This is a genomic window from Isoptericola maris (assembly GCF_048065335.1).
GTDB classification, from domain to species: domain Bacteria; phylum Actinomycetota; class Actinomycetes; order Actinomycetales; family Cellulomonadaceae; genus Isoptericola; species Isoptericola rhizosphaerae.
Genome location: NZ_JBLUNY010000001.1, coordinates 740056 through 763191, shown reverse-complemented (window position 1 = coordinate 763191; position 23136 = coordinate 740056). Strand labels below are relative to the sequence as shown.

The 23136-nt window shown below is 73.3% G+C and carries 26 protein-coding genes; 18 read left to right on the top strand and 8 right to left on the bottom strand.

The window, feature by feature from the left end; translation table 11 throughout:
• Window positions 1–251: 251 nt before the first annotated feature.
• Window positions 252–1427, bottom strand: a complete 1176-nt coding sequence (locus tag ACH5HR_RS03785; RefSeq protein WP_416476310.1) for an acyl-CoA dehydrogenase family protein — start codon at window positions 1425–1427, stop codon at window positions 252–254.
• Between the two features lie 150 nt (window positions 1428–1577).
• On the opposite strand from ACH5HR_RS03785, the gene ACH5HR_RS03780 reads away from it, so the two are divergent.
• Genes ACH5HR_RS03780 through ACH5HR_RS03765 form a run of 4 tightly spaced genes read left to right on the top strand, consistent with a single transcriptional unit; the run spans window position 1578 to window position 4882 of the window.
• Window positions 1578–2120, top strand: coding sequence for an AMP-binding protein (locus ACH5HR_RS03780; RefSeq protein ID WP_416476309.1), 543 nt, complete (start codon window positions 1578–1580; stop codon window positions 2118–2120).
• Complete coding sequence (locus ACH5HR_RS03775; RefSeq protein WP_416476307.1) at window positions 2075–3223, top strand: AMP-binding protein; 1149 nt, start codon at window positions 2075–2077, stop codon at window positions 3221–3223. The genes ACH5HR_RS03780 and ACH5HR_RS03775 overlap by 46 nt, the downstream gene beginning before the upstream one ends.
• Window positions 3224–3278: 55 nt before the next feature.
• Window positions 3279–4415: a D-alanine--D-alanine ligase family protein gene (locus ACH5HR_RS03770; RefSeq protein ID WP_402370969.1), complete on the top strand. Its 1137-nt coding sequence runs from the start codon at window positions 3279–3281 to the stop codon at window positions 4413–4415.
• Between the two features lie 53 nt (window positions 4416–4468).
• Window positions 4469–4882 (top strand): VOC family protein, encoded by a 414-nt coding sequence (locus ACH5HR_RS03765; protein ID WP_402370972.1) that lies wholly within the window; start codon window positions 4469–4471, stop codon window positions 4880–4882.
• A 40-nt stretch (window positions 4883–4922) separates the two neighbouring features.
• Here the strand turns inward: ACH5HR_RS03765 and ACH5HR_RS03760 are convergent, their stop codons facing one another.
• Window positions 4923–5390, bottom strand: a complete 468-nt coding sequence (locus tag ACH5HR_RS03760) for a DUF3515 domain-containing protein (RefSeq protein ID WP_402370974.1) — start codon at window positions 5388–5390, stop codon at window positions 4923–4925.
• A gap of 51 nt (window positions 5391–5441) precedes the next feature.
• Here ACH5HR_RS03760 and ACH5HR_RS03755 point away from each other — a divergent pair, with 51 nt between their 5' ends.
• A complete protein-coding gene (locus ACH5HR_RS03755; RefSeq protein ID WP_416476305.1) occupies window positions 5442–6482 on the top strand; it encodes a thiamine-phosphate kinase in 1041 nt (346 codons plus the stop codon).
• Window positions 6483–6609: 127 nt separating this feature from the next.
• On the opposite strand, the gene ACH5HR_RS03750 is transcribed toward ACH5HR_RS03755, so the two are convergent.
• Together ACH5HR_RS03750 and rpmB are read right to left on the bottom strand one after the other, a co-directional pair.
• Window positions 6610–7137 (bottom strand): GNAT family N-acetyltransferase, encoded by a 528-nt coding sequence (locus ACH5HR_RS03750; RefSeq protein ID WP_402370978.1) that lies wholly within the window; start codon window positions 7135–7137, stop codon window positions 6610–6612.
• A gap of 156 nt (window positions 7138–7293) precedes the next feature.
• The gene (rpmB, locus tag ACH5HR_RS03745) at window positions 7294–7485 is read right to left on the bottom strand and encodes a 50S ribosomal protein L28 (RefSeq protein WP_106268555.1); all 192 of its coding nucleotides are present in this window, start codon (window positions 7483–7485) and stop codon (window positions 7294–7296) included.
• Between the two features lie 168 nt (window positions 7486–7653).
• On the opposite strand from rpmB, the gene ACH5HR_RS03740 reads away from it, so the two are divergent.
• From ACH5HR_RS03740 to mutM, 10 genes are all read left to right on the top strand, one after another.
• The gene (locus ACH5HR_RS03740) at window positions 7654–9393 is read left to right on the top strand and encodes a DAK2 domain-containing protein (protein WP_402370980.1); all 1740 of its coding nucleotides are present in this window, start codon (window positions 7654–7656) and stop codon (window positions 9391–9393) included.
• Entirely contained in the window at window positions 9390–11636 is a 2247-nt protein-coding gene (locus ACH5HR_RS03735; RefSeq protein ID WP_402370983.1) for an ATP-dependent DNA helicase RecG, read from the top strand. Before ACH5HR_RS03740 ends, ACH5HR_RS03735 begins: the two co-directional genes overlap by 4 nt.
• Before the next feature lie 45 nt (window positions 11637–11681).
• A complete protein-coding gene (locus ACH5HR_RS03730; protein ID WP_416476302.1) occupies window positions 11682–12764 on the top strand; it encodes an endonuclease/exonuclease/phosphatase family protein in 1083 nt (360 codons plus the stop codon).
• A 24-nt stretch (window positions 12765–12788) separates the two neighbouring features.
• A complete protein-coding gene (rsmD, locus tag ACH5HR_RS03725) occupies window positions 12789–13379 on the top strand; it encodes a 16S rRNA (guanine(966)-N(2))-methyltransferase RsmD (protein ID WP_402370987.1) in 591 nt (196 codons plus the stop codon).
• A gap of 76 nt (window positions 13380–13455) precedes the next feature.
• Window positions 13456–13947, top strand: a complete 492-nt coding sequence (coaD, locus tag ACH5HR_RS03720) for a pantetheine-phosphate adenylyltransferase (protein WP_402370990.1) — start codon at window positions 13456–13458, stop codon at window positions 13945–13947.
• Window positions 13948–13957: 10 nt separating this feature from the next.
• Window positions 13958–14515, top strand: coding sequence for an SPFH domain-containing protein (locus ACH5HR_RS03715; protein WP_402370993.1), 558 nt, complete (start codon window positions 13958–13960; stop codon window positions 14513–14515).
• A 172-nt stretch (window positions 14516–14687) separates the two neighbouring features.
• Window positions 14688–15239, top strand: coding sequence for a YceD family protein (locus ACH5HR_RS03710; RefSeq protein WP_402370995.1), 552 nt, complete (start codon window positions 14688–14690; stop codon window positions 15237–15239).
• A gap of 2 nt (window positions 15240–15241) precedes the next feature.
• Complete coding sequence (gene rpmF, locus ACH5HR_RS03705; RefSeq protein ID WP_106268541.1) at window positions 15242–15436, top strand: 50S ribosomal protein L32; 195 nt, start codon at window positions 15242–15244, stop codon at window positions 15434–15436.
• 1 nt (window position 15437) lies between these two features.
• On the top strand, window positions 15438–16160 hold the full coding sequence (gene rnc / locus ACH5HR_RS03700; protein WP_402370997.1) for a ribonuclease III: 723 nt from the start codon (window positions 15438–15440) through the stop codon (window positions 16158–16160).
• On the top strand, window positions 16153–17082 hold the full coding sequence (mutM, locus tag ACH5HR_RS03695; RefSeq protein ID WP_402370999.1) for a bifunctional DNA-formamidopyrimidine glycosylase/DNA-(apurinic or apyrimidinic site) lyase: 930 nt from the start codon (window positions 16153–16155) through the stop codon (window positions 17080–17082). The genes rnc and mutM overlap by 8 nt, the downstream gene beginning before the upstream one ends.
• Before the next feature lie 46 nt (window positions 17083–17128).
• On the opposite strand, the gene ACH5HR_RS03690 is transcribed toward mutM, so the two are convergent.
• Window positions 17129–17695, bottom strand: a complete 567-nt coding sequence (locus tag ACH5HR_RS03690; protein WP_416476301.1) for a TetR/AcrR family transcriptional regulator — start codon at window positions 17693–17695, stop codon at window positions 17129–17131.
• Window positions 17696–17758: 63 nt separating this feature from the next.
• On the opposite strand from ACH5HR_RS03690, the gene ACH5HR_RS03685 reads away from it, so the two are divergent.
• Both ACH5HR_RS03685 and ACH5HR_RS03680 read left to right on the top strand, forming a co-directional pair.
• Complete coding sequence (locus ACH5HR_RS03685) at window positions 17759–18343, top strand: dihydrofolate reductase family protein (protein WP_416476300.1); 585 nt, start codon at window positions 17759–17761, stop codon at window positions 18341–18343.
• A gap of 81 nt (window positions 18344–18424) precedes the next feature.
• Window positions 18425–18712 (top strand): hypothetical protein, encoded by a 288-nt coding sequence (locus tag ACH5HR_RS03680; protein ID WP_416476298.1) that lies wholly within the window; start codon window positions 18425–18427, stop codon window positions 18710–18712.
• Between the two features lies 1 nt (window position 18713).
• On the opposite strand, the gene ACH5HR_RS03675 is transcribed toward ACH5HR_RS03680, so the two are convergent.
• Window positions 18714–19658, bottom strand: a complete 945-nt coding sequence (locus ACH5HR_RS03675; RefSeq protein WP_416476297.1) for an NAD(P)-dependent oxidoreductase — start codon at window positions 19656–19658, stop codon at window positions 18714–18716.
• Between the two features lie 32 nt (window positions 19659–19690).
• Between ACH5HR_RS03675 and ACH5HR_RS03670 the strand changes: the two genes are divergently transcribed.
• Window positions 19691–21307 carry a phytoene desaturase family protein gene (locus ACH5HR_RS03670; RefSeq protein ID WP_416476295.1) on the top strand — a complete coding sequence of 539 codons (1617 nt, stop codon included), beginning with the start codon at window positions 19691–19693 and terminating at the stop codon, window positions 21305–21307.
• Between the two features lie 4 nt (window positions 21308–21311).
• On the opposite strand, the gene ACH5HR_RS03665 is transcribed toward ACH5HR_RS03670, so the two are convergent.
• Window positions 21312–22118, bottom strand: a complete 807-nt coding sequence (locus ACH5HR_RS03665; RefSeq protein ID WP_402371017.1) for a hypothetical protein — start codon at window positions 22116–22118, stop codon at window positions 21312–21314.
• A complete protein-coding gene (locus ACH5HR_RS03660; RefSeq protein WP_416476294.1) occupies window positions 22115–23047 on the bottom strand; it encodes an ABC transporter ATP-binding protein in 933 nt (310 codons plus the stop codon). The genes ACH5HR_RS03665 and ACH5HR_RS03660 overlap by 4 nt, the downstream gene beginning before the upstream one ends.
• Window positions 23048–23136 lie beyond the last annotated feature (89 nt).

The window sequence follows — 23136 nt, the reverse complement described above, 5'->3', positions numbered from 1 at the left end:
CGGCGGCTGGGTCGAGGAGGTCCGGACGTGCTGCCCAGCCGCCTGTGGGGTGGCGCTCCGGCATCCGTGGGCTGCCCGGGTTGCTCGCGTCATGGGCGTCGATCCGGCCCGGCGTCTTCCGGCTCCACGGCCCGAGTTCGAGTTCACGCTCGACCTGCTGCTCGACGGGCTGGAGCGGGCCGCCTCGCCGCGAAGTAGAGCCCCGTGTGCTGCTGAAGTGCCCTGGACGCACTTCAGCAGCACGCAAGGCTCTACTCCGCGAGCGGGCCGAGCAGCGACTGGGCCACCTGGGCGTGGGCCGACTCGTCGTCGCTGGGGTGGAAGATCCCGGCCAGCACGTCGCGGTACAGCCGGCCGAGCTCCGAGCGGTTGAAGTACGTCGAGCCGCCCGAGCACCGGATCGCCTCGTCCACCACGTACCGCGCCGTCTCCGTGGCGCGCACCTTGAGCCCCGACGTCGCGCGGAAGTATCCGGCGCCCCGGTCGACCTGGCCGTCGATCTCGCCCGCCACCTGGTCGAGCTGCGGCCAGATGCCGTCGAGGGCCAGCGCGGCCGACGCGATGCGCCAGCGGATGTCCGGGTCCTGCGAGTACGCCTTGCCGGACTTCATGGAGGTGCGCCGGCCGGAGGTCTCGACGGCGAGCTCGAGCGCACGGTCCGCGATACCCGTGTACACACCGGCGAGCAGCAGCTCGAAGCTGGTGAAGATGCCCAGCACGTACGGGTCGAGGCTCGGGCCGGGCGGGAGCCGGCGCATGATCCGGTCGGCCGGGGCGCGGGCGCCGTCGAGCACCGTGGTGCACGACTGCGAGGCGCGCATGCCGAGCGTGTCCCAGTCGTCGAGGATCTCGAAGCCGCCCCCGACGCGGGTGACGAAGGCGTGCACGATCCGCGGGTCCTCGGGGTCGGTCGAGTCCAGGCCCATCAGGCCCAGGCGGGTCCAGCCGGGGGAGTTGGAGGTGAAGATCTTCCGGCCGTGGAAGCTGTAGCCGCCCTCGTCGTCGGGCCGGGCCTCGGTGCGTGAGCCGAGCAGCACGAGGTCGTTGCCGGCCTCGGAGTAGCCGAACCCGAAGACCTCGCCGCGGACGGCCTCGGCGAGCAGCCAGTCGAGCGAGTCGTCGCCGCGCTCGTGGAGGTAGCGCGCGACCCCCACCCAGACGTGGTGCATGTTGACGGCGAGCGCGGTGGCGGGCGCCGCGCCGGCGAGGCGGGCCTGCTCGCGGATCGTCTCGCGCAGGGTCAGGCCGCCGCCGCCCAGTTCGGTCGGGACCATGGCGCGCAGGTAGCCGGCGCCGGCCAGGTCGGCCAGATCCTCCGTGAAGAACGAGTTCTCGCGGTCGTGGATCGCGGCGCGCCCGCGGATCGTCGCGAGCAGGTCGTCCGAGAGGAGCTGGCGGTGGGTGAAGGAGGCAGGGTCGACGGCCATCCGTCGATTCAACCACCACCCGGCGAGGATGTGTCGCTCGAGGGCATACCGTCCGGTCGGTCTTTTCCGCTAGGCTGCACCCAGAGCGGTCGACGACGACCGCAACGACGAGAGGAGCCACCGTTGGTCATCCGTAGCCCTCAGGCAGACGTGGAGATTCCTGACGTCAGCCTGTACGACTTCCTGTTCGCCGACCTGACCGGTGCGGACCTCGACAGAGTCGCCCTCATCGACGGCCCGAGCGGCGACAAGACCACCTATGGCACGTTGCGCGCCCACGTCGACGCCGTCGCCGGCGCGATCGCGGCCCGCGGGCTCGAGCCCGGCGACGTCGTGGCGCTGCACAGCCCGAACGTGCCCGCCTTCGTCAGCGTGTTCCACGGACTGCTGCGCGCCGGCGTCACGGTCACCACCGTCAACGCCCTCGCCTCCGGGGCGGAGGTCGGCAAGCAGCTGATCGCCTCCGGCGCGAAGGCGCTGATCACGGTCTCCCCCCTGCTGGCCCAGGCCACCGCGGGCGCCGAGGCTGCCGGCCTCGGCGCCGCCCCCCGCGGCGGGCGCGACGGCGCGCCGGGGCCCCCGCCCCGGGGGGGGCCGCGGCCCCGGGGGGGGGGGGGGCGGCGGGCGCGGGCCCCGACGACGTCGTCGTGCTCGACGGCGCGCAGGGGCACGCGAACCTGCGGGACCTGCTGACCTCCGGGGCGCCGGCGCCCGACGTGACGTTCGACCCGGCCACCCACCTGGCCGTGCTGCCGTACTCCTCGGGGACGACCGGTCTGCCCAAGGGCGTCATGCTCACCCACCGCAACCTCGTGGCCAACGTGCTGCAGGCCGAGCCCTACATCCCGCTGACGAACGACGACGTGATCCCAGCCGTCCTGCCGTTCTTCCACATCTACGGCATCACGGCACTCATGAACGGCGGTCTGTACCAGCGGTCGGCCCTGCTGACCATGCCCCGGTTCGACCTCGAGGAGTACCTCGGCATCATCACGAAGCACCGGGCCACGGTGCTGTTCGTCGCGCCCCCCATCGCGCTGGCGCTGGCCAAGCACCCGCTGGCGCTCCAGGCCGACCTGTCGAGCGTGCGGCTGCTCAACTCCGGGGCCGCACCGTTCGACGCCCAGCTCGCCGCAGCCGTCGTGCAGCGGATGCCGCACGCCCACGTCGGCCAGGGATACGGCATGAGCGAGCTGTCCCCGATCTCCCACATCATCCCGACCGGGCGGTCCGACATCTCGCCCGGCTCCATCGGGCTGCTGGTGCCGAACATGCAGGCCAAGATCGTCGACCCCGCCACCGGCGAGGAGATCGAGCAGCCGACCGAGGGCACGAGCGCACCCGGCGAGCTGATGTGTGCCGGTCCCAACGTCATGGTCGGCTACCTCGACAACGAGCAGGAGACGCGAGACACCATCACCGCGGACGGGTTCCTGCACACCGGTGACATCGTCACGGTCGACGCGGACGGCGTGTTCACGGTGGTGGACCGGCTCAAGGAGCTCATCAAGTACAAGGGCTACCAGGTGCCTCCCGCGGAGCTCGAGGCGCTCCTGGTGGCACACCCGCAGATCGCCGACGCCGCGGTGGTCGGGGTACCGGACGGGGCGGGCGAGGAGCTGCCCAAGGCGTTCGTCGTCCTCGCAGACGGCGCCGAGCTGTCCGCCGACGACGTCATGGAGTACGTGGCCGCCAAGGTGGCCCCGTACAAGAAGATCCGGCTGGTGGAGTTCACGCACGCCATCCCCAAGTCCGCCGCGGGCAAGATCCTGCGCAAGGACCTCAAGGCCGCGTGAACGCCCCCGTGCGCGGGGGTCGGAGCAGGTGACAGGTCCGGTAGTGTCGGGGCCGATGTCCGAGAACAAGCCTCCTGCCCCCGCGCGCAAGCCCCGTGTCGCACTGCTGTTCGGAGGCCGTTCCGGCGAGCACTCCGTGTCCGCGTCGACGGCGGCCGGCGTGCTCGGAGCGATCGACCGCGACCGGTACGACGTCATCCCGGTGGGGATCACGCGCGCGGGCCGCTGGGTGGTCGCCGAGGACCGCGTCGAACGCTGGCAGATCGCCGACGGCCGGCTCCCCGAGGTGACGTCCGACGACGGCACGGAGGTCGTGCTGTCCCTCACCTCGGGCGAGGGTGCGCTGCGCGTGCTGGAGCCCGGTCAGGTGCCGAGCCTGCTCGGCGAGGTCGACGTCGTCTTCCCCCTGCTGCACGGCCCGTTCGGCGAGGACGGCACGGTGCAGGGGCTGCTCGAGCTCGCCGACGTGCGCTACGTCGGGGCGGGCGTGCTGGCCTCCGCCGTCGGCATGGACAAGCACTTCATGAAGCTCGTGCTGGCCGGTCACGGCCTGCCCGTCGGACCCTACGAGGTGGTCAAGCCCCATGAGTGGGTGGCCGACCCCGAGGCATGCGTGGCCCGGATCGGTCGGCTCGGCCTGCCGCTGTTCGTCAAGCCCGCTCGCGCCGGGTCGTCGCTGGGCATCACCCGGGTCGACGACCTCGCCGAGCTCCCGGCCGCGATCGAGGCGGCCCGGGAGCACGACCCCAAGGTCGTCGTCGAGGCAGGCATCGACGGCCGTGAGATCGAGTGCGCCGTGCTGGGAGGCCGTCGCGGGGAAGCGGCACGAGCCTCCCTGCCGGGAGAGATCGTCGTCGACGGTACGCACGCCTTCTACGACTTCGAGGCCAAGTACCTCGACGAGGCCCACGTGGAGCTGGACTGCCCCGCCAAGCTGCCGGACGCCGTCGTCGACAGGATCCGCGAGCTCGCCGTCCGCACGTTCGAGGCCGTCGAGGCCGAGGGGCTCTCACGGGTGGACGTCTTCGTGACGCCGGACGAGCAGGTGATAGTCAACGAGATCAACACGATGCCGGGCTTCACGCCGTTCTCGATGTACCCGCGCATGTGGGAGGCGTCCGGCCTGAGCTATCCCGAGCTGGTCGACGAGCTGATCCAGCTCGCGCTGGAACGGCCCACCGGGCTTCGCTGACCACGGGCTCGCCTTTCCGGGGTCGTGTCGGACCCGTCTGGCACGGTGAGCGCATGGACCAGAGGCTGAGTCTTGTCACGCTCGTCGTCGCCGACCTGGGCGCCACCCGTCGCTTCTACCTGGACGGTCTCGGCTGGGAGAGCTACCTGGACGTCCCCGGGGAAGTCCTCATGTTCCAGGTCGGTCCGCACCTCGTGCTCTCGCTGTGGGACGAGAAGGCCGCGCTCGACGAGATCGGCCCCGTCCTCCGCGGTGGGACGCCGCCCGTGACGCTGGCGCACAACGTCGGCCGGCCCGACGAGGTGGACGCCGTGCTGGACGATGCGCGCCGTGCCGGTGCACCGACCATCGGCGACGCCGTGGAGCGAGAGTGGGGAGGCTACTCCGGATACTTCACGGACCCGGACAGCTTCCTCTGGGAGGTGGCCTTCGCGCCGGGGCCGCTGGGGGAGCTCGTGGTCCCCTGACGGCCTCGGCGGGACTGGCACTACCTCGGACGGGTGGGAATCAGGTGCAGTGCCGGGTGGCGGGCACCAGGTCGACGGCCGGGGTCAGGTCCGCGATGAACGACGTCGAGTGGTCCTGGGTCACCGCGGGCGGCACCGTCACCTCGATGGCCGGCTCGCGACCGTAGGTGGTGAAGCGCCAGGTGCCGTCGTCGCCGCTCGCCACGATCCAGTCCACCGTCCCGCTGGAGGACTCGATGCGCTGGCAGTCGGCGGACGGGCCGGGCGGCGTCACGCCGCAGCGCAGGGTCACCGCAGCCCCGGGAACGCCCCAGGCGGCGGTCGCCTGCGAGTTGGTCCGTGCCATCTCCAGGTCGCCCGAGACGACGTCCGGCAGGGCCAGCATCACCGACGCGCATTCCGGGTTCGTCGCGTCCTCGGCGGCCTCGACCCCGATCGTGGGGGCGCAGGCAGCGAGCAGTGCGAGGGCGGGCAGGCAGAGCAGCGCGCGGAGGCGACGAACGGGCACGCGCCCACGGTACCCGCCCGCGACCGGCCGGCCGACGGTTAGGGTTCCGTCGTGACCGACCCCACCGAGCGAGTGCGTGACCTCGACGAGACAGAGCTCCTGGCCCGCATCTTCCCGCTCCTGCCGTCCGGCGACGCCGTCGACGTCGGGCCGGGCGACGACGCCGCCGTCGTGCGGGCACCCGACGGGCGAGCCGTCGTCTCGACCGACGTGCTGGTCGAAGGCCGTCACTTCCGCCGGTCCTGGTCCACCGGGTTCGACGTCGGACGGCGAGCCGCCGCCCAGAACCTCGCCGACATCGCGGCGATGGGTGCGCGGACCACGGCTCTCGTCGTGTCCCTCGTCGTGCCGGACGACCTGCCCGTCGACTGGGTCACCGGGTTCGCCCGCGGGCTCGCCGACGTCGCCACCCCCGCCGGTGCTGCCGTCGTCGGCGGTGACCTGTCCGGAGGCGACGCGATCGTCGTCGCCGTCACCGTGCACGGCGACCTCGACGGGCATGCGCCCGTCCTGCGTTCCGGGGCCCGACCCGGCGACGTCCTCGCGCACTCCGGGGTCCTCGGCACCTCCGCCGCCGGCCTCGCGCTGCTCGCCTCCGGTGCGGCGACGCCCGGCGACGGGCTCCCGGGCGCATCCGGGCCGCTCGCGCCCTACGTCGCCGCCTACCTGCGCCCCGACCCGCCGCTCGCCGACGGCCCGGCCGCCGCTGCAGCGAGAGCCAGCGCCATGCTGGACGTCTCCGACGGACTGCTGCGAGACGCCGGACGGCTCGCCCGGGCCAGCGGCGTCACCATCGACCTGGCCAGCGGCCACCTCACCCGCGACGTGACGACACTGATCCCCGCAGCGGTCGAGCTCGCGGTCGGCGCCGACAGCGCGGACGGCTGGCACCGGGCGCACGGCTGGGTGCTGTCCGGGGGAGAGGACCACGGGCTCCTCGCCACGTTTCCCGCCGAGGTCGCCGACCAAGGGCTGCCCGCCGGATTCCGTGAGATCGGCGAGGTCGGGGAGGTCGCCGGTGACGGACCGCGGGTGCTGCTCGACGGCGAGGAGCCCCACGAGCCGGAAGGATGGGACCACTTCAGGGCGTAAGGTCGGCGCGGCCCGCACCGTCCGCTGCGCTACGGGTCAGCGCTCGTTCTGCCGGTCGCGCTGCCCCTGCACTCCGCTACCGGCGCGTGCCTCGTCCCTCGGCCCGCACCGTCCGCTGCGCTACGGGTCAGCGCTCGGCGGCACGGAGGAAGCGGATCTCCGTCACCGGCACGTCGTCGATGTCCTCGATGCGCTCGATGCCGTCGGGCTGGAAACCGTGACGGCGGTAGAAGTGGTGGGCTCGTGCGTTCTCGTTCAGGACCCACAGGGTCATGCGCACCGTCGGCGAGACGTCCGCCAGCACCGTGCGCATGAGGTCTCGGGCGACGCCGCGCCCCCACGCCTCGGGGTCCAGATAGATGGCGTAGAGCTCCAGGCAGCCGTCCTCGGCGTCCTCGTCGCGGGACGGGCCGTAGCTGGCGAACCCGAGGGTGCGGCCGTCGGCCTCCGCGACGATGGTGGTGCCCCGGCCGGAGGTCAGGATCGTCTCCCACCGCTCGGCGCGCTCCGCCACGTCCAGGGAGTCGAGGTAGGAGGCCGGGAGCACGTGCGAGTAGGCGCTCTTCCAGGAGGTCACGTGCACCCGGGCGATCGCGGCGGCGTCGGAGGTCGTCGCCGAACGGATCACCACGTCGTTGTCGGTCTCCACCATCATGAAATCAGACTGCCACGTCGAGGAAGGTTCGCCTAGAGCTACGGGTGAACACTTCACGAATCCTTTGCCGTCGGCGGACGTCCCGGGCACAGCAGAACGCCCGCCGGGAGGACCCGACGGGCGTCTGTCATGTCGTTGCGCCGAGACGGCGCGGGCTCATGCCTTGCGCTGGACCTTGCCGGCCTTGAGGCACGAGGTGCACACGTTCACGCGCTTGGGAGTGCCCGCGACGACAGCACGCACGCGCTGGATGTTCGGGTTCCAGCGGCGCTTGGTGCGGATGTGGGAGTGCGAGATGCTGTGCCCGAAGCCCGGGCCCTTGCCGCAGACGTCGCAGTTGGCAGCCACGGTTTCTCCTGAATCGTCGTGCACGTCCCGCGCACCATGGCAGCAAGACGTGAGGTGTTGATGGTCTGGGGGCGCCCGGAAGTCCGGGCAACCACACGAGGATAGCCGATAGACGGCTCCGGGCTCAACAGCGCCGACGTCGGGTTGGTCACCGCTACGGTGGGGGACGTGGTCCAGCCCGAGCTTCTCGACGCCTCCGTCGTCCGTGCGTGGGCACGTGCCGCGACCGACGCCCTCGCCACCGCTCGGACGGGGCTCGACGGCGTGAACGTCTTCCCGGTGGCCGACGGCGACACCGGCACCAACATGTACCTCACCGTGCGGGAGGCCGGCGCCGCGATCCACGACGCGGACGACGGAGCGAGCGGTGCACGCCTGCTCCGGCTGGGCGCCCGGGCCGCGCTGCTGCAGGCCCGTGGCAACTCGGGCGTGATCCTCAGCGAGTGGTGGCGAGGACTGGCGCTCGCCGCGAGCCGGCGCGACAGCCTCGGCGTGGCGCTGGACGTCGCCGCGCGGTCGGCGCGCCAGGCCGTCGCGCACCCGGCGCCGGGCACCATCCTCACGGCCGCGGACTCCGCGGCCGCCGCGGCCCGACACGCCGAAGCCGGTGGCATGGTCGGCCCGCTGGGCGCGCCGGAGCGCCTCACGGTCCTGGACGCCGCACGCCGGGGCGCCCGGGAGGCCGCGCTGCGCAGCGTGGGCACGCTCGCTCCCCTCCGGGCTGCCGGCGTGCTCGACGCCGGTGCGTGCGGCCTGCTGCTCGTGCTCGCCGCGCTCGCCGAGGCCCAACGGTTCGTGGGCGTGGCGCCCGGCCGCAGGGGAGTGTCGGAGCCCGAGGGCATTATGGAACCCGTGCTGCTCGACCTGGACCTCAACGGCTACCAGCGCTCGGACGGCGGGACCGGCACCGGTCACCTGTCCCCGGCGACGGAGAGCGAGGCCGGGGTGAGCGACGAGGTGGAGCTCATGTTCGTCCTCCACCGTGCCGCCGACGCCTCGGGGTTCCGGCCGGGAGCCGTGGCCGACGCCCTCCGTGCCGACCTCGACGAGGTGGGCAACTCCGTCGTCGTCGTGGGCGGGGGCACGGGCGACGCGGCCGGCGAGGACGAGTCGGTCTGGCAGGCCCACGTGCACACGCCGGAGCTGGACCGGGCCCTCGAGGTCACGCGCCGATGGTCGGGCCGCGGCGCCGTCTCCCGGGTGCACGTCCGTCACCTCGCCGTGCCGCCAGCGGACTGGGCGGTCGTGACGACGACGTCGGCCCCCGCCCTGGCCACGGAGCTCGCCTCCGGTGGTGCCGTCGTCCTGCTCGACCTCGACGTCCCTCCGGTCGCGGAGGACCTCGCGCAGGCGGTCCTCGGCGCGGGGACGCCGCACGTGCTCGTCCTCGCGCCGCCGGCCGTGCTCGGAGACGCCGGGCTGCAGGACGCGGTCGACGCGCTGGCCGGACGCGACGGGGTGGCCGAGGAACCCGCCGACGTGCCCGTCGTCGTCGTCGTCCCTGCCGCGAGCGACGTGCACCTGGTGACCGCCGTCTCGGCGCTCGCGGGAGCGCTCGACGCCGCAGGTCATGCCCGGCAGCACGCCGACGTCCCCGCCGTCGTCCGCGCGGCCCTCGACCGGTTGCGCGCAGCGCGGGCGGCCGCGGCGGACGCGCCCGACGAGCTGGCGCGGCTCGTGCCGACGCTCGGGGCAGAGGCGGGCATCGTCGCGCTGCTGCCCGACCTGGACGTGCCGGCGGAGGTGGTGGAGTCGCTTGCCGAGCACGCAGCGTCGGTCGCTGCGGGAGCCGACGTCCTCGTGCTGCCCACCGGGCGGGCTGGCGATCAGGTGGGGATCGGCGTCGAACCGGCGGAGGATCCCGGGGACGAACCGGCGATCGGGGTGCTGAGCAGGGAGGCCTGGTGACCGGACGGCTGGCTGAGCCGCTCACGACGACGCTCGGGAAGCGCGCGGCGGGACCGCTGGCCAAGATGGGGCTGGAGACCGTCGACGACCTGCTGCGCCACTATCCGCGGCGGTACGGCGACCCGGGCCGCCTCACGGACATGAACCAGCTGCAGCTCGGCGAGCACGTGACGGTCATGGCGCGCGTCGCCCGGGCTACGGTGCGCCCGATGCGCAGCCGCGGCGGGGCGCTGCTGCAGGCGACCGTCACCGACGGGCACCACGAGCTCGGCCTGACGTTCTTCGCCAAGCGTGCCGGTGCGCTGCGCCCGCACGAGGACAAGCTGCGCCCCGGCCGGTCCGGGCTGTTCACCGGCGTGGTCTCCGAGTACCGCGGCACCCGCCAGCTCACCCACCCGGACTACATCCTGGTGGGCGTCGACGCGGACGACGACGAGGAGGCGATGGTCGAGGCGTCACGCCCCATCCCCATCTACCCGGCGACCGCCTCCGTCCCGACGTGGCGCATCCAGCGGGCGGTGCGCACGGTGCTGGACCCGCTGACCGAGGACGATGTCGACGACCCGGTGCCGGACGAGGTCCGGGCGCGGCTCGGCCTCCCGACACGCCTCGACGCCCTGCGTGCCGTGCACGTGCCCGACTCGGCCGAGCACTGGCAGCGGGGCCGCCGTCGGCTGCGGTTCGAGGAGGCGTTCGTGCTGCAGTCCGCGCTGGCCGAGCGCCGGTCCCGCGCCGCCGCGGAGGAGGCCACGGCCCGGCCACCGCGCCCGGCGGGCCTGCTCGACGACTTCGACGCGACGCTGCCGTTCACGCTCACCGACGGTCAGCGTCAGGTGGGCGAGCAGGTCGCCGCCGAGCTCTCGCAATGCCGGCCGATGCAGCGGCTGCTGCAGGGCGAGGTCGGCTCGGGAAAGACCGTGGTGGCCCTGCGCGCCATGCTCCAGGTGGTCGACGCCGGTGGGCAGGCGGCGCTGCTCGCGCCGACCGAGGTGCTCGCGGCCCAGCACGCCCGCACCCTGCGCGGGATGCTCGGTCCGCTGGCCGAGGGCGGGCTGCTCGGCGGTGCCGCGCACGGCACCCGGGTCGCCCTGCTCACCGGCTCGCTGGGCGCCGCCGCACGCAAGGAGGCCCTGCTGCAGGCGGCGAGCGGCGAGGCAGGGATCGTGGTCGGCACGCACGCCCTGCTCGGCGAGCAGGTGCAGTTCGCGGACCTCGGCCTCGTGGTGGTCGACGAGCAGCACCGGTTCGGCGTCGAGCAGCGGGACGCGCTGCGGGCCAAGGGCCGCGTCGCCCCGCACCTCCTGGTCATGACGGCGACGCCGATCCCGCGCACCGTCGCGATGACGGTGTTCGGCGACCTGGAGACCTCGACGCTGACGGAGCTGCCCGCGGGGCGGGCGGGCATCACCTCCCACGTGGTGCCGGCTGCCAACCCGCGCTGGAACGAACGTGTGTGGGAGAAGGTGCGCGAGGAGGTCGACGCGGGCCGGCGCGCCTACGTGGTGTGCCCCCGCATCCACCCGGACGACGACGTCGACGTGCCCGGCGGCGCGAGCGCACGCACGGCGGAGTTCGACGACGTCCCCGAGTTCCTCGACCTGTCCGACGGCGAGGGTTCCGACCGTGCGCCGCTGCGGGCCGTGCTGGAGGTCGCCGACATGCTGCGCTCGATGCCGCGGCTCGCGGAGATCGAGGTCGGAGTGCTGCACGGCCAGCTCCCGCCGGCCGAGAAGGACGCGGCCATGGCGCGGTTCGCGTCCGGCGAGGCGCCCGTGCTCGTGTCCACCACGGTCGTGGAGGTGGGGGTGGACGTGCCGGAGGCCACCGTCATGGTGGTGTTCGACGCCGACCGGTTCGGCATCTCCCAGCTCCACCAGCTGCGCGGCCGCATCGGGCGCGGGGGCCATCCTGGCCTGTGCCTGCTGGTCTCCACGGCGCAGCCCGGGACGCCCGCGGCGGCCCGCGTCGAGGCGCTCGCGGCGACGACCGACGGCTTCGAGCTCGCCACCCTGGACCTCGAGCTGCGGTCGGAGGGCGACGTGCTGGGGGCCGCCCAGTCCGGCCGGTCGAGCTCGCTGCGGCTGCTGCGTGTGGTCAAGGACGCCGACCTGATCGCCGAGGCGCGCGCCGAGGCCTCGCAGGTGGTCGCGGCGGACCCGGGGCTGAGCGGCCACCCGGCGCTCCGGGACGCCATCGCCGCGCAGCTCGATGCCGAGCAGGAGGAGTTCCTGGAACGGGCCTGAGCGTGGCGACCGGCGCGGTCCGCCGCCGCTGGATACGGTCGGGTCGTGAACACCGTCGCGACGCCCGGCCGCCCGGCGCGCCCCCGGCGACGGCCGGCCGCTCGCCGCTCGGGCCGGGCGGGTCGGCCTGCGGCCCGTCCGGGAAAGCGGCCGTCGAGCCGACCGCAGGACCGGCCCTCGATCCGGGCGGCAGGGCTGCCGGCTGACGGACGCTCCGGGACGGTCCTGGCCGTGGTGGCGGCGTCGACAGGTCTGCTGCTGGTCGCCCACGGAGCGCTGCCGGACGTCGGCGGCCTCGGCAGCCTGGTGGAGACGTTCCTGCCGTGGTCCTGCCTGGTGCTGCTGGTGCTGGGTGTGCTGGCGGCGCGGCGGCGGGCGACGGGTGCCGGGCTCTCGGTGCTCTTCGCCACCGGCATATGGCTGTGGGTCTGTTGGCCCTTCTCCTCCGCGACGCCGGCGCCCCGGCCGAACCTCGTCGTCGTGCACCACAACGTCGCCGACACGAACGCCGAACCGGGCGCGACCGCAGCGGTGCTGCTCGAGCCGGAGCCCGACGTCGTGACGCTGGTGGAGGTGACGCCGCAGCTCGACGAGGCGTTCACCGGGGCCTTCGCCGAGGATCTGCCGTACCGAGCGGTCGAGGGGACCGTCGGCGTGTGGTCACGGTTCCCGCTGGTCGGTGGCGAGCCGGTCGATATCCGCCCGCCGGACGTGGACGCGTCGTGGGAGCGCGGCCTGCGGGTCGTCGTCGACACCCCGGACGGCTCGGATGTGCGGGTGTACGCCGTGCACGCGCCGTCCGTCCGGCTGGGTCTCCAGGGGTTCGGCTCCGGACCGCGGGACGCGTCGTTGCGGATGCTCGCGGAGGTGCTGGCGGAGGACTCCTCGTCCGCGATCGTCGTGGGTGGCGACCTCAACACCACCCTCGCCGACCGTGCCCTGGATCCTGTGCTCGACCAGGTGGCGACGCCTGCCGGGTGGGGCTTCACGTTCCCGGCCGCCCTGCCGGTGGTCCGCATCGACCACGTGCTGGCGCGAGGTGCAGAGATCACGCGGGTCGCCACGCTCGGGCGCACGGGCAGCGACCACCGTCCCGTGGTGGCCGAGGTCGCGCTCCCGTCCGACTGACCCACGGCGGCTACGCTCGGCGGCATGACCAGGATCGTCGCCGGTACCGTCGGCGGGCGCACCCTCGCGGTGCCGCCGTCGGGCACCCGGCCCACCAGCGAACGTGTCCGCGAGGCGATGTTCTCCCGTCTGGAGCACTACGGGGTGATCGACGGCGGTCGGGTCCTGGACCTCTTCGCCGGGTCCGGGGCGCTGGGGATCGAGGCCGCCAGCCGTGGTGCGGCGCAGGTGCTGCTGGTGGAGTCGGCGCGCAGGGCCGCCGAGGTCGCCCGGCGCAACGTCGAGACCCTCGGGCTGGGCGGCACCGTACGCGTCCTGGCCGAGCCCGCGGAGCGTTGCACGGCACGGCTGGCGGCCGACGGCGTCGCGGACGGTCCGGGCGGACCCCTCGACCTGGTGCTCGTCGACCCGCCGTACGACCTGTCCGGCACGGTGCTGGCGGGGATCCTCGCCGACCTGGCCGTGCCGGGCGTGCTCGCACCGGAGGCGGTCGTCGTGGTCGAGCGCGCGCGGCGCAGCGGCGAACCGGACTGGCCGGACGGGCTGGCGGCCATCGCCACGAAGACCTACGGGGACACGGCGGTGCACTACGCGGAACCGGCCGAGCGGTCCTGAGGCCGGTCGCGGTCGGCTGCGGGCCACTCCGGGGAGCCTCGGCCGGATCCGGCGCCCACCGCGTTAGCGTCGGGGCGTGAGCATCGCAGTCTGTCCCGGGTCCTTCGACCCGATCACGTTCGGACACCTCGACATCGTGCGCCGCGCGGCGCGCCTGTTCGAGGTCGTCGTGGTCGGTGTGGCCCGCAACGCCTCCAAGTCCGCCCTTCTGACACCTGACGAACGGATCGAGGTGGTGCGCGGCGCGCTCGCGGAGGACCCGGACCTCGCTGCGGTGCGGGTGGAACCCGTGCCCGGTCTGCTGGTCGAGTTCTGCCGACAGGTCGGGGCCAGTGCCGTGGTGAAGGGCCTGCGGGGTGGCGCGGACTTCGACGGAGAGCATCCGATGGCCCTGATGAACCGACACCTGAGCGGCGTGGAGACCGTCTTCCTGCCGGCCGAGCAGCGCTACGCCCACGTGGCGTCGTCGCTGGTCAAGGACATCGCCCGCTACGGCGGGCCGATCGACGACCTCGTGCCGCCCGCCGCGGCCGAGGCGGTGCGCGCCGCCGTCGCGCACCGAGCGTGAGGAGCACCACATGACCGAGACACAGAACCCGACCGCCGGACTGCTCGAGATCATCGACGACCTGGCCGCTCTCATCGAGAACGCGCGTACGTCGCCGCTGTCGACGAACGTCAAGGTCGACCGTGAGCAGGCTCTGGCTCTGGTCGAGGAGCTGCGTGACGCGTTGCCGACGCAGGTCGCACGGGCCGACGACGTCCTCGCCGATGCCGAGCGGACGCTCGAGAACGCGCATCGCCAGGCCGAGGAGGTCCTCGCGACGGCCCGGGCACGGGCGATCGAGCTGGTGCAGGCCGAGCAGGTCGTCGTGCAGGCCGAGTCGCGTGCCGCGGAGATCGTCGCCGACGCCGAGCGGCAGGCCGCCGCGCTGCGCACGGACGCCGACGAGTACTGCGACGGGCGGCTCGCCGACTTCGAGGCCGACCTCGGCAAGCTGAGTGCCCAGGTCCAGGCCGGCCGCGCCAAGCTCGCCGACCGGTTGAACACCGGTGCGCCGCGGGTGCGCTGGGATGCCGTCCAGGACCCGGAGTGGCCCCAGAACGGCGACCGTGCACAGGAACGCAGCGCCTGAGCGGTCGGCGTTGCGCACGTCACGCCGTCGCACCGTTGGCCGAGGTCGGGGGATCGCGTAGAATGGAGCGCTGGTCCGCTCGGACCACAGAATCCCCACCACCTGCGTGTGCCGCTCTCGGCGCGCCCATCCTCAGGAGCTGCTCATCACGACCGACAAGCGATCGCCGCTCGTGCTCGACACGCACGAGCTGTCGCGACGTCCCGGCACCATGCGGGAGGTCGCGCGTGTCGTCGCCGCGCCTGCCGACCTGGGCACGGCGGTCATCGGAGTGCCCGAGGGGGCCGACCTCACGCTGGGGCTGCGCCTCGAGTCGGTGATGGAGGGCGTGCTGGTCTCCGGCGTCGTCCGGGGGACGGCCGTGGGGGAGTGCGTGCGGTGCCTCGACGAGGTCCGTGACGAGGTGACGGTGCGCGTCCAGGAGCTCTTCGTCTACCCGGAGCGGGCCCAGGCGGCCGACGAGTCGGGCGACGACGAGGCAGAGGACGAGCCGGAGCTGACCGACGACCTGGCGGACATCGAGCCCGTGGTTCGGGATTCGCTCGTGACTGCACTACCATTTCAACCGCTGTGCCGGCCGGACTGTCCCGGGCTGTGCTCCCAGTGCGGAGCGCGGCTGGCGGACGACCCCGAGCACCACCATGACGTCGTCGACCCTCGCTGGGCGGCGCTGCAGACCATGCTCGAGCAGTCGAGCGTGTCCGACGAGACGAAAGAGAGCTGACCGTGGCTGTTCCGAAGCGCAAGATGTCGCGCAGCAACACCCGTGCGCGTCGATCGCAGTGGAAGACCACCGCGGCGACCCTCACCACGTGCCCGAGCTGCAAGGGACAGAAGCTGTCCCACACTGCGTGCCCGACCTGCGGTGCGTACAAGGGTCGTCAGTACGCGGAGGCGCTGCGTACCGAGCACGCCGGCTGAGATGCCTGCAACCGGCCCCGCAGCTTCTTCCGGGAGGCCGGCGCCGCGTGATCTCCTCGAGAAGCTCGGGGTCCATCTGGATCCCGAGCTTCTCGTGCTTGCCCTGACGCACCGTTCCTTCGCGCACGAGGCCGGCGGGATCCCCACGAACGAGCGGCTCGAGTTCCTCGGCGACACCGTGCTCGGCCTCGTGGTGACGGAGGCACTGTACCGACGGCACCCCGGCAAGCCCGAGGGTGAGTTGGCGAAGATGCGCGCCGCGACCGTGTCCCAGCGGTCCCTCGCGGCGATCGCCCGCCGCCTCGAGCTCGGGCGCTACGTGCTGCTCGGCAAGGGCGAGATGCGCACCCGCGGGTACGACAAGGACTCGATCCTGTCGGACACCGTCGAGGCGCTCCTCGGTGCCACCTATCTTTCGCACGGTCTCGAGGTGTCCCGCGAGCTGGTGCACCGGCTCGTCGACGAGACCCTCGACCACGCGGCGGACCTCGGCGCCGGCCTCGACTGGAAGACGTCCCTGCAGGAGGCCGCCGCAGAGCGGGGCTTCGGGGCGCCGGTCTACTCGGTCGTCGGGGACGGCCCCGAGCACGCACGCCGGTTCGAGGCGCAGGTGACGGCCGGCCCGGTGATCGGCATCGGCCGGGGCACCGCGAAGAAGCACGCGGAGCAGGCCGCCGCCGAGCAGGCCTACCGCGCGATCACGGCGATCCCCGTCGGTGCCTGAGCTCCCCGAGGTCGAGACCGTGCGCGACGGTCTCGACCGTCTCGTCGTCGGCGCCGTGGTGCAGGACGCCGAGGTCTTCCGTGACTACTCCGTGCGGCGGCACGACGGCGGCCCGGGCGGCTTCGCCGACCAGCTCCGCGGCCGGCGCGTCGTCGGCGCGGCGCGCCGCGGCAAGTACCTGTGGCTCCCGCTCGACGAGCCGGGGCACGAGCCGTCGGCGGCGCTGCTCGCGCACCTCGGCATGTCCGGCCAGCTCCTCGTCCGCGACCCGGCGGTCGCGGGGGAGTGGACGCACCCCCACCTGCGCGTCCGGTTGCACGTCGAGGGAGCGCCCTCGGGTGCGCGCTACGTGGACTTCGTCGACCAGCGCACCTTCGGTCATCTCTCGGTGACCGACCTGGCACCGACGGCGGACGGCGCGCCCGGCGGGTACGGCTCGCCGCTGCCCGCGGTGCCCGAGCCGGTGGCGCACATCGCCCGCGACCTGCTGGACCCCGCGCTCGACCGCGAACTCGTGGTGGCGGCGGTGCGCCGTCGTCGGACCGGGATCAAGCGTGCGCTGCTCGACCAGACGGTGGTCTCCGGCGTGGGCAACATCTATGCGGACGAGGCGCTGTGGCGTGCTCGCGTGCACTTCGCCCGCGCCACCGACACGATGACGCGGCCGGTGGTGCACCGCGTGCTCGACGCGGCGGCCGAGGTGATGACCGAGGCGCTCGGCCAGGGTGGCACGAGCTTCGACGCGCTCTACGTCGACGTCAACGGTGAGTCGGGCTACTTCTCCCGCTCCCTGGCGGTCTACGGGCAGGCCGGCGAGCCGTGCCCCCGGTGCGCGACGCCGGTGCGTCGCGACGAGTTCATGAACCGCTCGTCGTTCACGTGCCCGCGCTGCCAGCCCCGCCCGCGTCAGGGCCGTTGGTAGTCGGTGCCACCGCGGGCCGCTGACCGACCTCCGCAGCCGGCAGGTGCTACGGGAGAAGTCCGGCCACCAGCGCGTCGACGACCTCGTCGGTCGGGGTGTCCGGATCGATGGGCGAGACGAGGCGGTCCAGCACGAGACCCTCGATCGCGTAGTGGAAGAGCGCGATCTCGCGACGGCCTCCGGGAAGCCCTGCTGCCTCGTGGAACGCGATGTCGGCTTCGAGCCCGGTTCGCTGCCAGTCGCCGAGCATCCGTGCCAGCTCGGGGCGTCGGACGGCCTCGAGGCGCAGCTCGTAGAGAGCGAGGGTCACCTCGCGCTGGGCTGTCAGCCGACGCACGATGTCCCGGACGTAGTCGGCGAAGAGCTCGCGGCTCGGCTGCAGGCCCGCCCTCGCCGCGAGGTCTGCCGGGGTCGGTGCGAGCCGCGTACCGATGCGATCGAACAGTCCGGTGATGAGCGACTCCCGGCTGCGGAAGTAGTTCGTCGTCGTGCCCACGGGGACGCCGGCCTCGGCATCGACGGCCCGGTGCGTGAGCCCTCGCGACCCCTCCCGGGCCAGGACGGCGATACCCGCGTCGGAGAGGGCGTGGCGCCGTGCCTCGTTCTTGACCATTCCACCACTCTAGCCCCAACCACGACATCTGCTATGGTTGCGCCGACCACTGCAGATGTCGTGATGGGAGAACCTGTGCGCGAGCTGACCTACTTCGTCGCTGCCAGCACGGACGGATTCATCGCGGGTCCTTCCGACGAGTTCGACAGTTTCCTCGTCGAGGGCGACCACGCCGCCGGGATCTGGCACAAGTACCGCGGCACGGCGCCCACGGAGCTCGCGGAGGCGGCGGGCCTCGCCGTCGACGACGGGCCCTTCGACACGGTCCTGATGGGCTGGAACACCTACGCGGTCGGGCTCCCGGCCCTCCCGAGCCCTTATCGGCACCTGCGCCAGATCGTGTTCACCCGCGAGCACGAGGCCCCGCAGGGAGCCGAGGGAGTCGAGTTCACCGATCGCGATCCCGTCGAGGTCGTGCGTGAGCTGAAGGCCGAGGACGGCGCCGGCATCTGGCTCTGCGGCGGCGGCGGCCTCGCCGCAGTGCTCGCCGACGAGATCGACCGCCTCGCGCTCAAGCTCAACCCGGTGCTCTTCGGCGACGGTGTCCGCCTCTTCGGTGACTCGCCCTACCGTCCGACGGCGCTGCGGCCGCTGGCGATCACGTCGTACGATTCCGGCGTGGTGCTCGCCGAGTACACGCGGGGCTGAAAGTCGACCGGTGGCCGAGCGCCGCGCAGGACACCTCGAGGATCGGTCGCCGAGCCTCGTACCGATCGACAAGGAGCACCCGTGCTGGACGCTGCCAGCCTCAACTCTGCCGTGGCCCTGGTCGGGCCGGTGGCGGCGTCGTTCCTCACCACGCGCTACTGGGTGGCGCGCGACGACGATGACACGCGCCGTCACCTCTGGTTCGCCCTCTATCTCGGCGTCGTGGTGGCACTGCTCGTGGTCGTCCTCGCGACGACGCCGCCCGAGGAGCGCCTCAAGAGCGTCGGCTTCTTCTTCCTCGTCACCATCGGCGCGACCTACCTCCAGGAGCGCCGCCACGTGCGGCAGCGGAGCCGGGCCGCCCGCTGAGTCAGCGGTCGACGACGTTGCGCAGCTCCGCGGCGCCGCCGGCCAGCCATCGCCGTGCCTGCTCGGCGACGAACCGCGCGGCGCCCTGCGGGCGCCCACCCGCGACGTGCGGGGTGAGGATGACACCCGGGGCGTCCCACAACTCGGAGTCGGCGGGCAGCGGCTCGGTCTCGGTGACGTCCAGCGCCGCGCCGGCCAGCGCGCCCGAGCGGAGCGCGGCGACCAGGGCCGCCTCGTCCACCGTGGCGCCGCGGCCGGCGTTCACGAAGCGCGCGTGCGGGGGCAGCATCGCCAGCACGGAGGCGTCGAGCGCGTGGTGCGTCTGCGGCGTCGCGGGCAGCAGCGAGACCAGGGCGTCCGCCGTCGGCAGCACCTCTGCCAGGCGCGACGCCGCCACGACCGGGTGGCCGTAGCGCTCACCGTCCGACGACGCCACACCCGTCACGCGGGCGCCCAGCGCCGCGAGCTGCGGTGCCAGGACGGCCGCGATCGAGCCGAAGCCCCAGATCACCACGTGCGCGCCGGACAGCGTGAACGTGTGCTCGGCCTGCGCCTGCTCGCGGCCCAGCTCCCGGTCCCACTCGTGCCGCCGCTGTGCCGCCAGCGTGCGGTCGAGCCGGCGCACGGAGGCGAGCAGCAGCGCGAGGGTGTGCTCCGCGACCGTCGTGTCGTGCAGCCCCCGGCCTGAGGCGATGACCACGTCCGGCGCGAACCCGGTAGCCAGCGCCTGGTCCGGTCCGGCGTTGAGGGTCTGCACCCAGCGCAGCCGGGACAGGCGGCGGGCCGCGTCGTCCATGACGCGCTGCGGGCTCGCCCACGTCACCATCGCCTCGGCGTCGAGATGCTCGTCCGGCACCTCCTCACGCATGACGTACGGGGCGACCTCGACGCCGTCGATGTCGATCGTCAGGTCGAAGGGGACGTTGCTCGGCACGAGGATCTTCACGGTTCGGACGTTACCCGAGACGCCGTGCCAGGATGACGCGCATGAGCGCACCGGACCTCGCCGCCCGCTACGACGCCGTGATCGTCGGCGCCGGCCACAACGGCCTGACCGCTGCCGCCTACCTCGCCCGCGCCGGGCGCTCCGTGCTGCTGCTGGAACGTCTCGCGGAGGTGGGTGGGGCGTCGGTGTCCGCGCGCGTGTTCGACGGCGTCGACGCGCGCCTGTCGCGCTACTCCTACCTCGTCTCCCTGCTGCCGCGCCAGGTCGTCGACGAGCTCGGCCTGCGCCTCACCCTGCGTCGCCGGAGGTTCTCCTCGTACACCCCGTTGGGCGGGGGCGGCCTCCTGATCGACAACGGTTCCGACGCCGCGACGCGCGCCTCGTTCGAGGCGCTGGGCGCCGGCCCGGACCACGCCGCCTGGCAGGACTTCTCCGCCCGGCTCGGACGTCTGGCCGAGCGGCTCTTCCCCACGGTGACGGCGCCGTTGGTCTCCCGCGCCGAGGCCCGCGCCCTGGTGGCCGACGACGAGACCTGGCGTGCCGTCGTCGAGCAGCCGTTGGGCGAGACGTTGCGCGCCACGTTCGGCTCGGACGTGGTGCGTGGCGTGGTGGCCACCGACGGGCTCATCGGCACGTTCGCCGACCTCGACGACACCTCGCTGATCCAGAACCGCTGCTTCCTATACCACGTCATCGGCGGTGGGACGGGCGACTGGGACGTGCCGGTGGGCGGCATGGGCGCGGTCTCGGGCGCCCTGCGCGATGCCGCCCTGGCAGCGGGCGCCACCGTCGTCACCGGTGCGGACGTCACCGGCGTCGGCCCCGGGTCGTCGCGCTCCGACGCCGAGGTGACGTGGACCGACGCCGACGGCGGCACGCACGCCGTGGGCGCCGGGACGGTCGTGAGCGGGGCGGCCCCCGCCACGCTGGACGCGCTGCTCGCCGCTACCGGCGCGGCGCCGTCGGGACGCGCCACCGCTGCGGCGCCCGAAGGTGCCCAGCTGAAGGTCAACATGCTGCTGCGCCGGCTGCCCCGGCTGCGTGAGGGCATCGACCCCGTGGCGGCGTTCTCGGGGACGTTCCACGTCAACGAGACGTACGGCCAGCTCCAGGCGGCTCACCGCCAGGCCGCGGCGGGGCAGGTCCCCGAGGTGCCGCCCTGCGAGATCTACTGCCACTCGCTGACGGACGGCTCGATCCTCGGGCCGGACCTGCGGGCGGCCGGGGCGCACACCCTGACGCTGTTCGGCCTGCACATGCCCGCGCGGCTGTTCCGCGACGATCCGGAGGACGCGCGGGAGAGGGCGCTCGCGGCCACGCTGCGCTCGCTCGACTCGGTGCTGGCCGAGCCGGTCGAGGACGTGCTGTGGCGGTCGCCGGACGGGCAGCCGTGCCTCGAGGCGCGCACACCCGTCGACCTGGAGCGCAGCGTCGGGCTGCCGGGCGGGCACATCTTCCACCGGGACCTGTCGTGGCCGTGGTCGGAGACGGACGGCGACGACGGGACGGACGGCCTCGACGCTCCCGGGACGTGGGGCGTCGAGACCGTCCATCCGCGGGTGGTGCTGGCCGGTGCCGGGGCACGCCGTGGCGGTGGCGTCAGCGGGATCCCGGGCAGGGCCGCGGCGATGTCGCTGCTGGCCCGCTGAGCGCTCAGCGGATCTCGGTCCGGAGCACCCGTCGCGTCGCGAGCGCCAGCGGCACCACGATCCAGATCAGCGTCGAGGTACCCACCTGGGCCCACTGCTCGCCGGTGATCTCGGGTGCCGTGACGAAGGCCGTCGACCAGCTCAGGTCGATCCAGGGGCCGTTCTCGGCCCACCAGCTCCACATGCCGGCGACCATGCTGGACAGGATCGGCACCACGAACATGAAGGCGAGGTAGGCGACCATCGCCGGCGCCGTGCTGCGGATCGCGACACCGACGAGGAACCCGAACGCCACGGCGACGACGTTCGCGAGAGCGAGGCGCAGCGCCAGCTCGAGCGGGAGGTCCCAGACGGTCCCGATGCCGCGGACCTGCGCCGCGACCACCGTGCCGATCGCGCTGAGAGCGAGGACGGTCGCCGTCGCCGCGAGCGTCGCGACCAGCAGGGCGGCGGCCTTGGCAGACAGGACGCGGCCACGGCGAGGAACCAGCGCGAACGTCGTCAGCGCGCTCCGCTGACTCCACTCGCCGGCCACGGACAGGACGGCGACCAGCGGAAGAAGGAGCTCCATCGGCATCATGTTGGTCGTGGTGTGCATGCCGAAGGTCACCTCCTCGTCGCTGCCCCAGAGGGTGACGCCGGTGACGACCACGAGGGTGAGCAGGGGCACGGCGGCGAGCAGCCACCGGCTCGACCGGGTGTCGACCAGCTTGCGGAACTCGACGTCGACCAGCCGGGTCATCGGGATGCGCGGTCGTGCGGTGGTGGCGCGTGGCCCGACGACGGTCGGGTCCAGGACTGGGGCGCTCATGCTGCGACTCCGTTCGGCAAGGAGGTGCGTCGCGAGGGAGCTTCCTCGCGCTGGTCGGGTGCGGTGAGCTCGAGGAACATGTCCTCCAGGCCGTGACCGTCCGCGGAGCGCAGCTCGGTGACGGGCAGCCCGGCGCGGAACGCGACCTGGCCGGCGGTCTCCAGGTCGGCATCGGTGGCCACCGCGCCGTCACGTCGTCGTGTGGCCTGGAAGCCTGCGGAGGTGAGGGCGTCGACGAGCAGCGTGCCGTCGTCGGACCGCACCAGCGTGCCGACCCCGGCGAGCAGCTCGTGGGTCGCCCCGGAGGCGACGATGCGGCCGCGGCCGATCATGATGATGTCGTCCGCGATCATCTCGATCTCGGAGAGCAGATGGCTGGACAGCAGGACCGTCCCGCCGTCGTCGGCGAAGCCGCGCAGGAGGTCGCGCATCCAGCGGATGCCGGCCGGGTCGAGCCCGTTGGCGGGCTCGTCGAGGACGAGGACCTTCGGGTCACCCATCAGGGCGGTCGCGATCCCGAGACGCTGGCGCATGCCGAGCGAGTAGTCGCGGACGCGGCGCTTCCCCTCGGCCCAGGTCAGCCCGACCAGGTCGAGCATCTCGTCGACCCGGATCGGGGGGAGCCCCATGGTGCGTTGGGACAGGACCAGCGTCTCGCGGCCCGTGCGTCCGCCGTGCTGGGCGGAGGCGTCGAGCAGGACGCCGACGTCGAGCCCGGGGTTCGGCAGGTCCTGGTAGCGGTGGCCCAGCACCGTCGCGCGACCCGCCGTCGGGGTCGCGAGACCGGTGAGGGCTCTCAGGGTGGTGGATTTCCCGGCACCGTTGGGACCGAGGAAGCCGGTGACACGACCGGGGAACGCGGTGAACGAGACGTCGTCGACGGCGGCGAAGGTCCCGTAGCGCTTGGTGAGCGAGTCGATCCTGATCATGGCTGGAACGCTACGGACGCCCGGGAGGTCGGGGCATCAGGGATGACCCCCAACCGCACCCTGGGAGGGGTGCGGGACGCCCAGGGTCC

Excerpts from the sequence above, each read along its gene's own strand:
- rnc (WP_402370997.1), top strand. The coding sequence starts at position 15,438 with ATGCCTGCAACCGGCCCCGCAGCTTCTTCCGGGAGGCCGGCGCCGCGT.
- rsmD (WP_402370987.1), top strand. The coding sequence starts at position 12,789 with ATGACCAGGATCGTCGCCGGTACCGTCGGCGGGCGCACCCTCGCGGTG.
- ACH5HR_RS03785 (WP_416476310.1), bottom strand. The coding sequence starts at position 1,427 with ATGGCCGTCGACCCTGCCTCCTTCACCCACCGCCAGCTCCTCTCGGAC.
- ACH5HR_RS03715 (WP_402370993.1), top strand. The coding sequence starts at position 13,958 with ATGACCGAGACACAGAACCCGACCGCCGGACTGCTCGAGATCATCGAC.
- ACH5HR_RS03770 (WP_402370969.1), top strand. The coding sequence starts at position 3,279 with ATGTCCGAGAACAAGCCTCCTGCCCCCGCGCGCAAGCCCCGTGTCGCA.
- ACH5HR_RS03670 (WP_416476295.1), top strand. The coding sequence starts at position 19,691 with ATGACGCGCATGAGCGCACCGGACCTCGCCGCCCGCTACGACGCCGTG.
- ACH5HR_RS03685 (WP_416476300.1), top strand. The coding sequence starts at position 17,759 with ATGGGAGAACCTGTGCGCGAGCTGACCTACTTCGTCGCTGCCAGCACG.
- ACH5HR_RS03665 (WP_402371017.1), bottom strand. The coding sequence starts at position 22,118 with ATGAGCGCCCCAGTCCTGGACCCGACCGTCGTCGGGCCACGCGCCACC.
- ACH5HR_RS03765 (WP_402370972.1), top strand. The coding sequence starts at position 4,469 with ATGGACCAGAGGCTGAGTCTTGTCACGCTCGTCGTCGCCGACCTGGGC.
- ACH5HR_RS03750 (WP_402370978.1), bottom strand. The coding sequence starts at position 7,137 with ATGATGGTGGAGACCGACAACGACGTGGTGATCCGTTCGGCGACGACC.
- ACH5HR_RS03660 (WP_416476294.1), bottom strand. The coding sequence starts at position 23,047 with ATGATCAGGATCGACTCGCTCACCAAGCGCTACGGGACCTTCGCCGCC.
- ACH5HR_RS03690 (WP_416476301.1), bottom strand. The coding sequence starts at position 17,695 with ATGGTCAAGAACGAGGCACGGCGCCACGCCCTCTCCGACGCGGGTATC.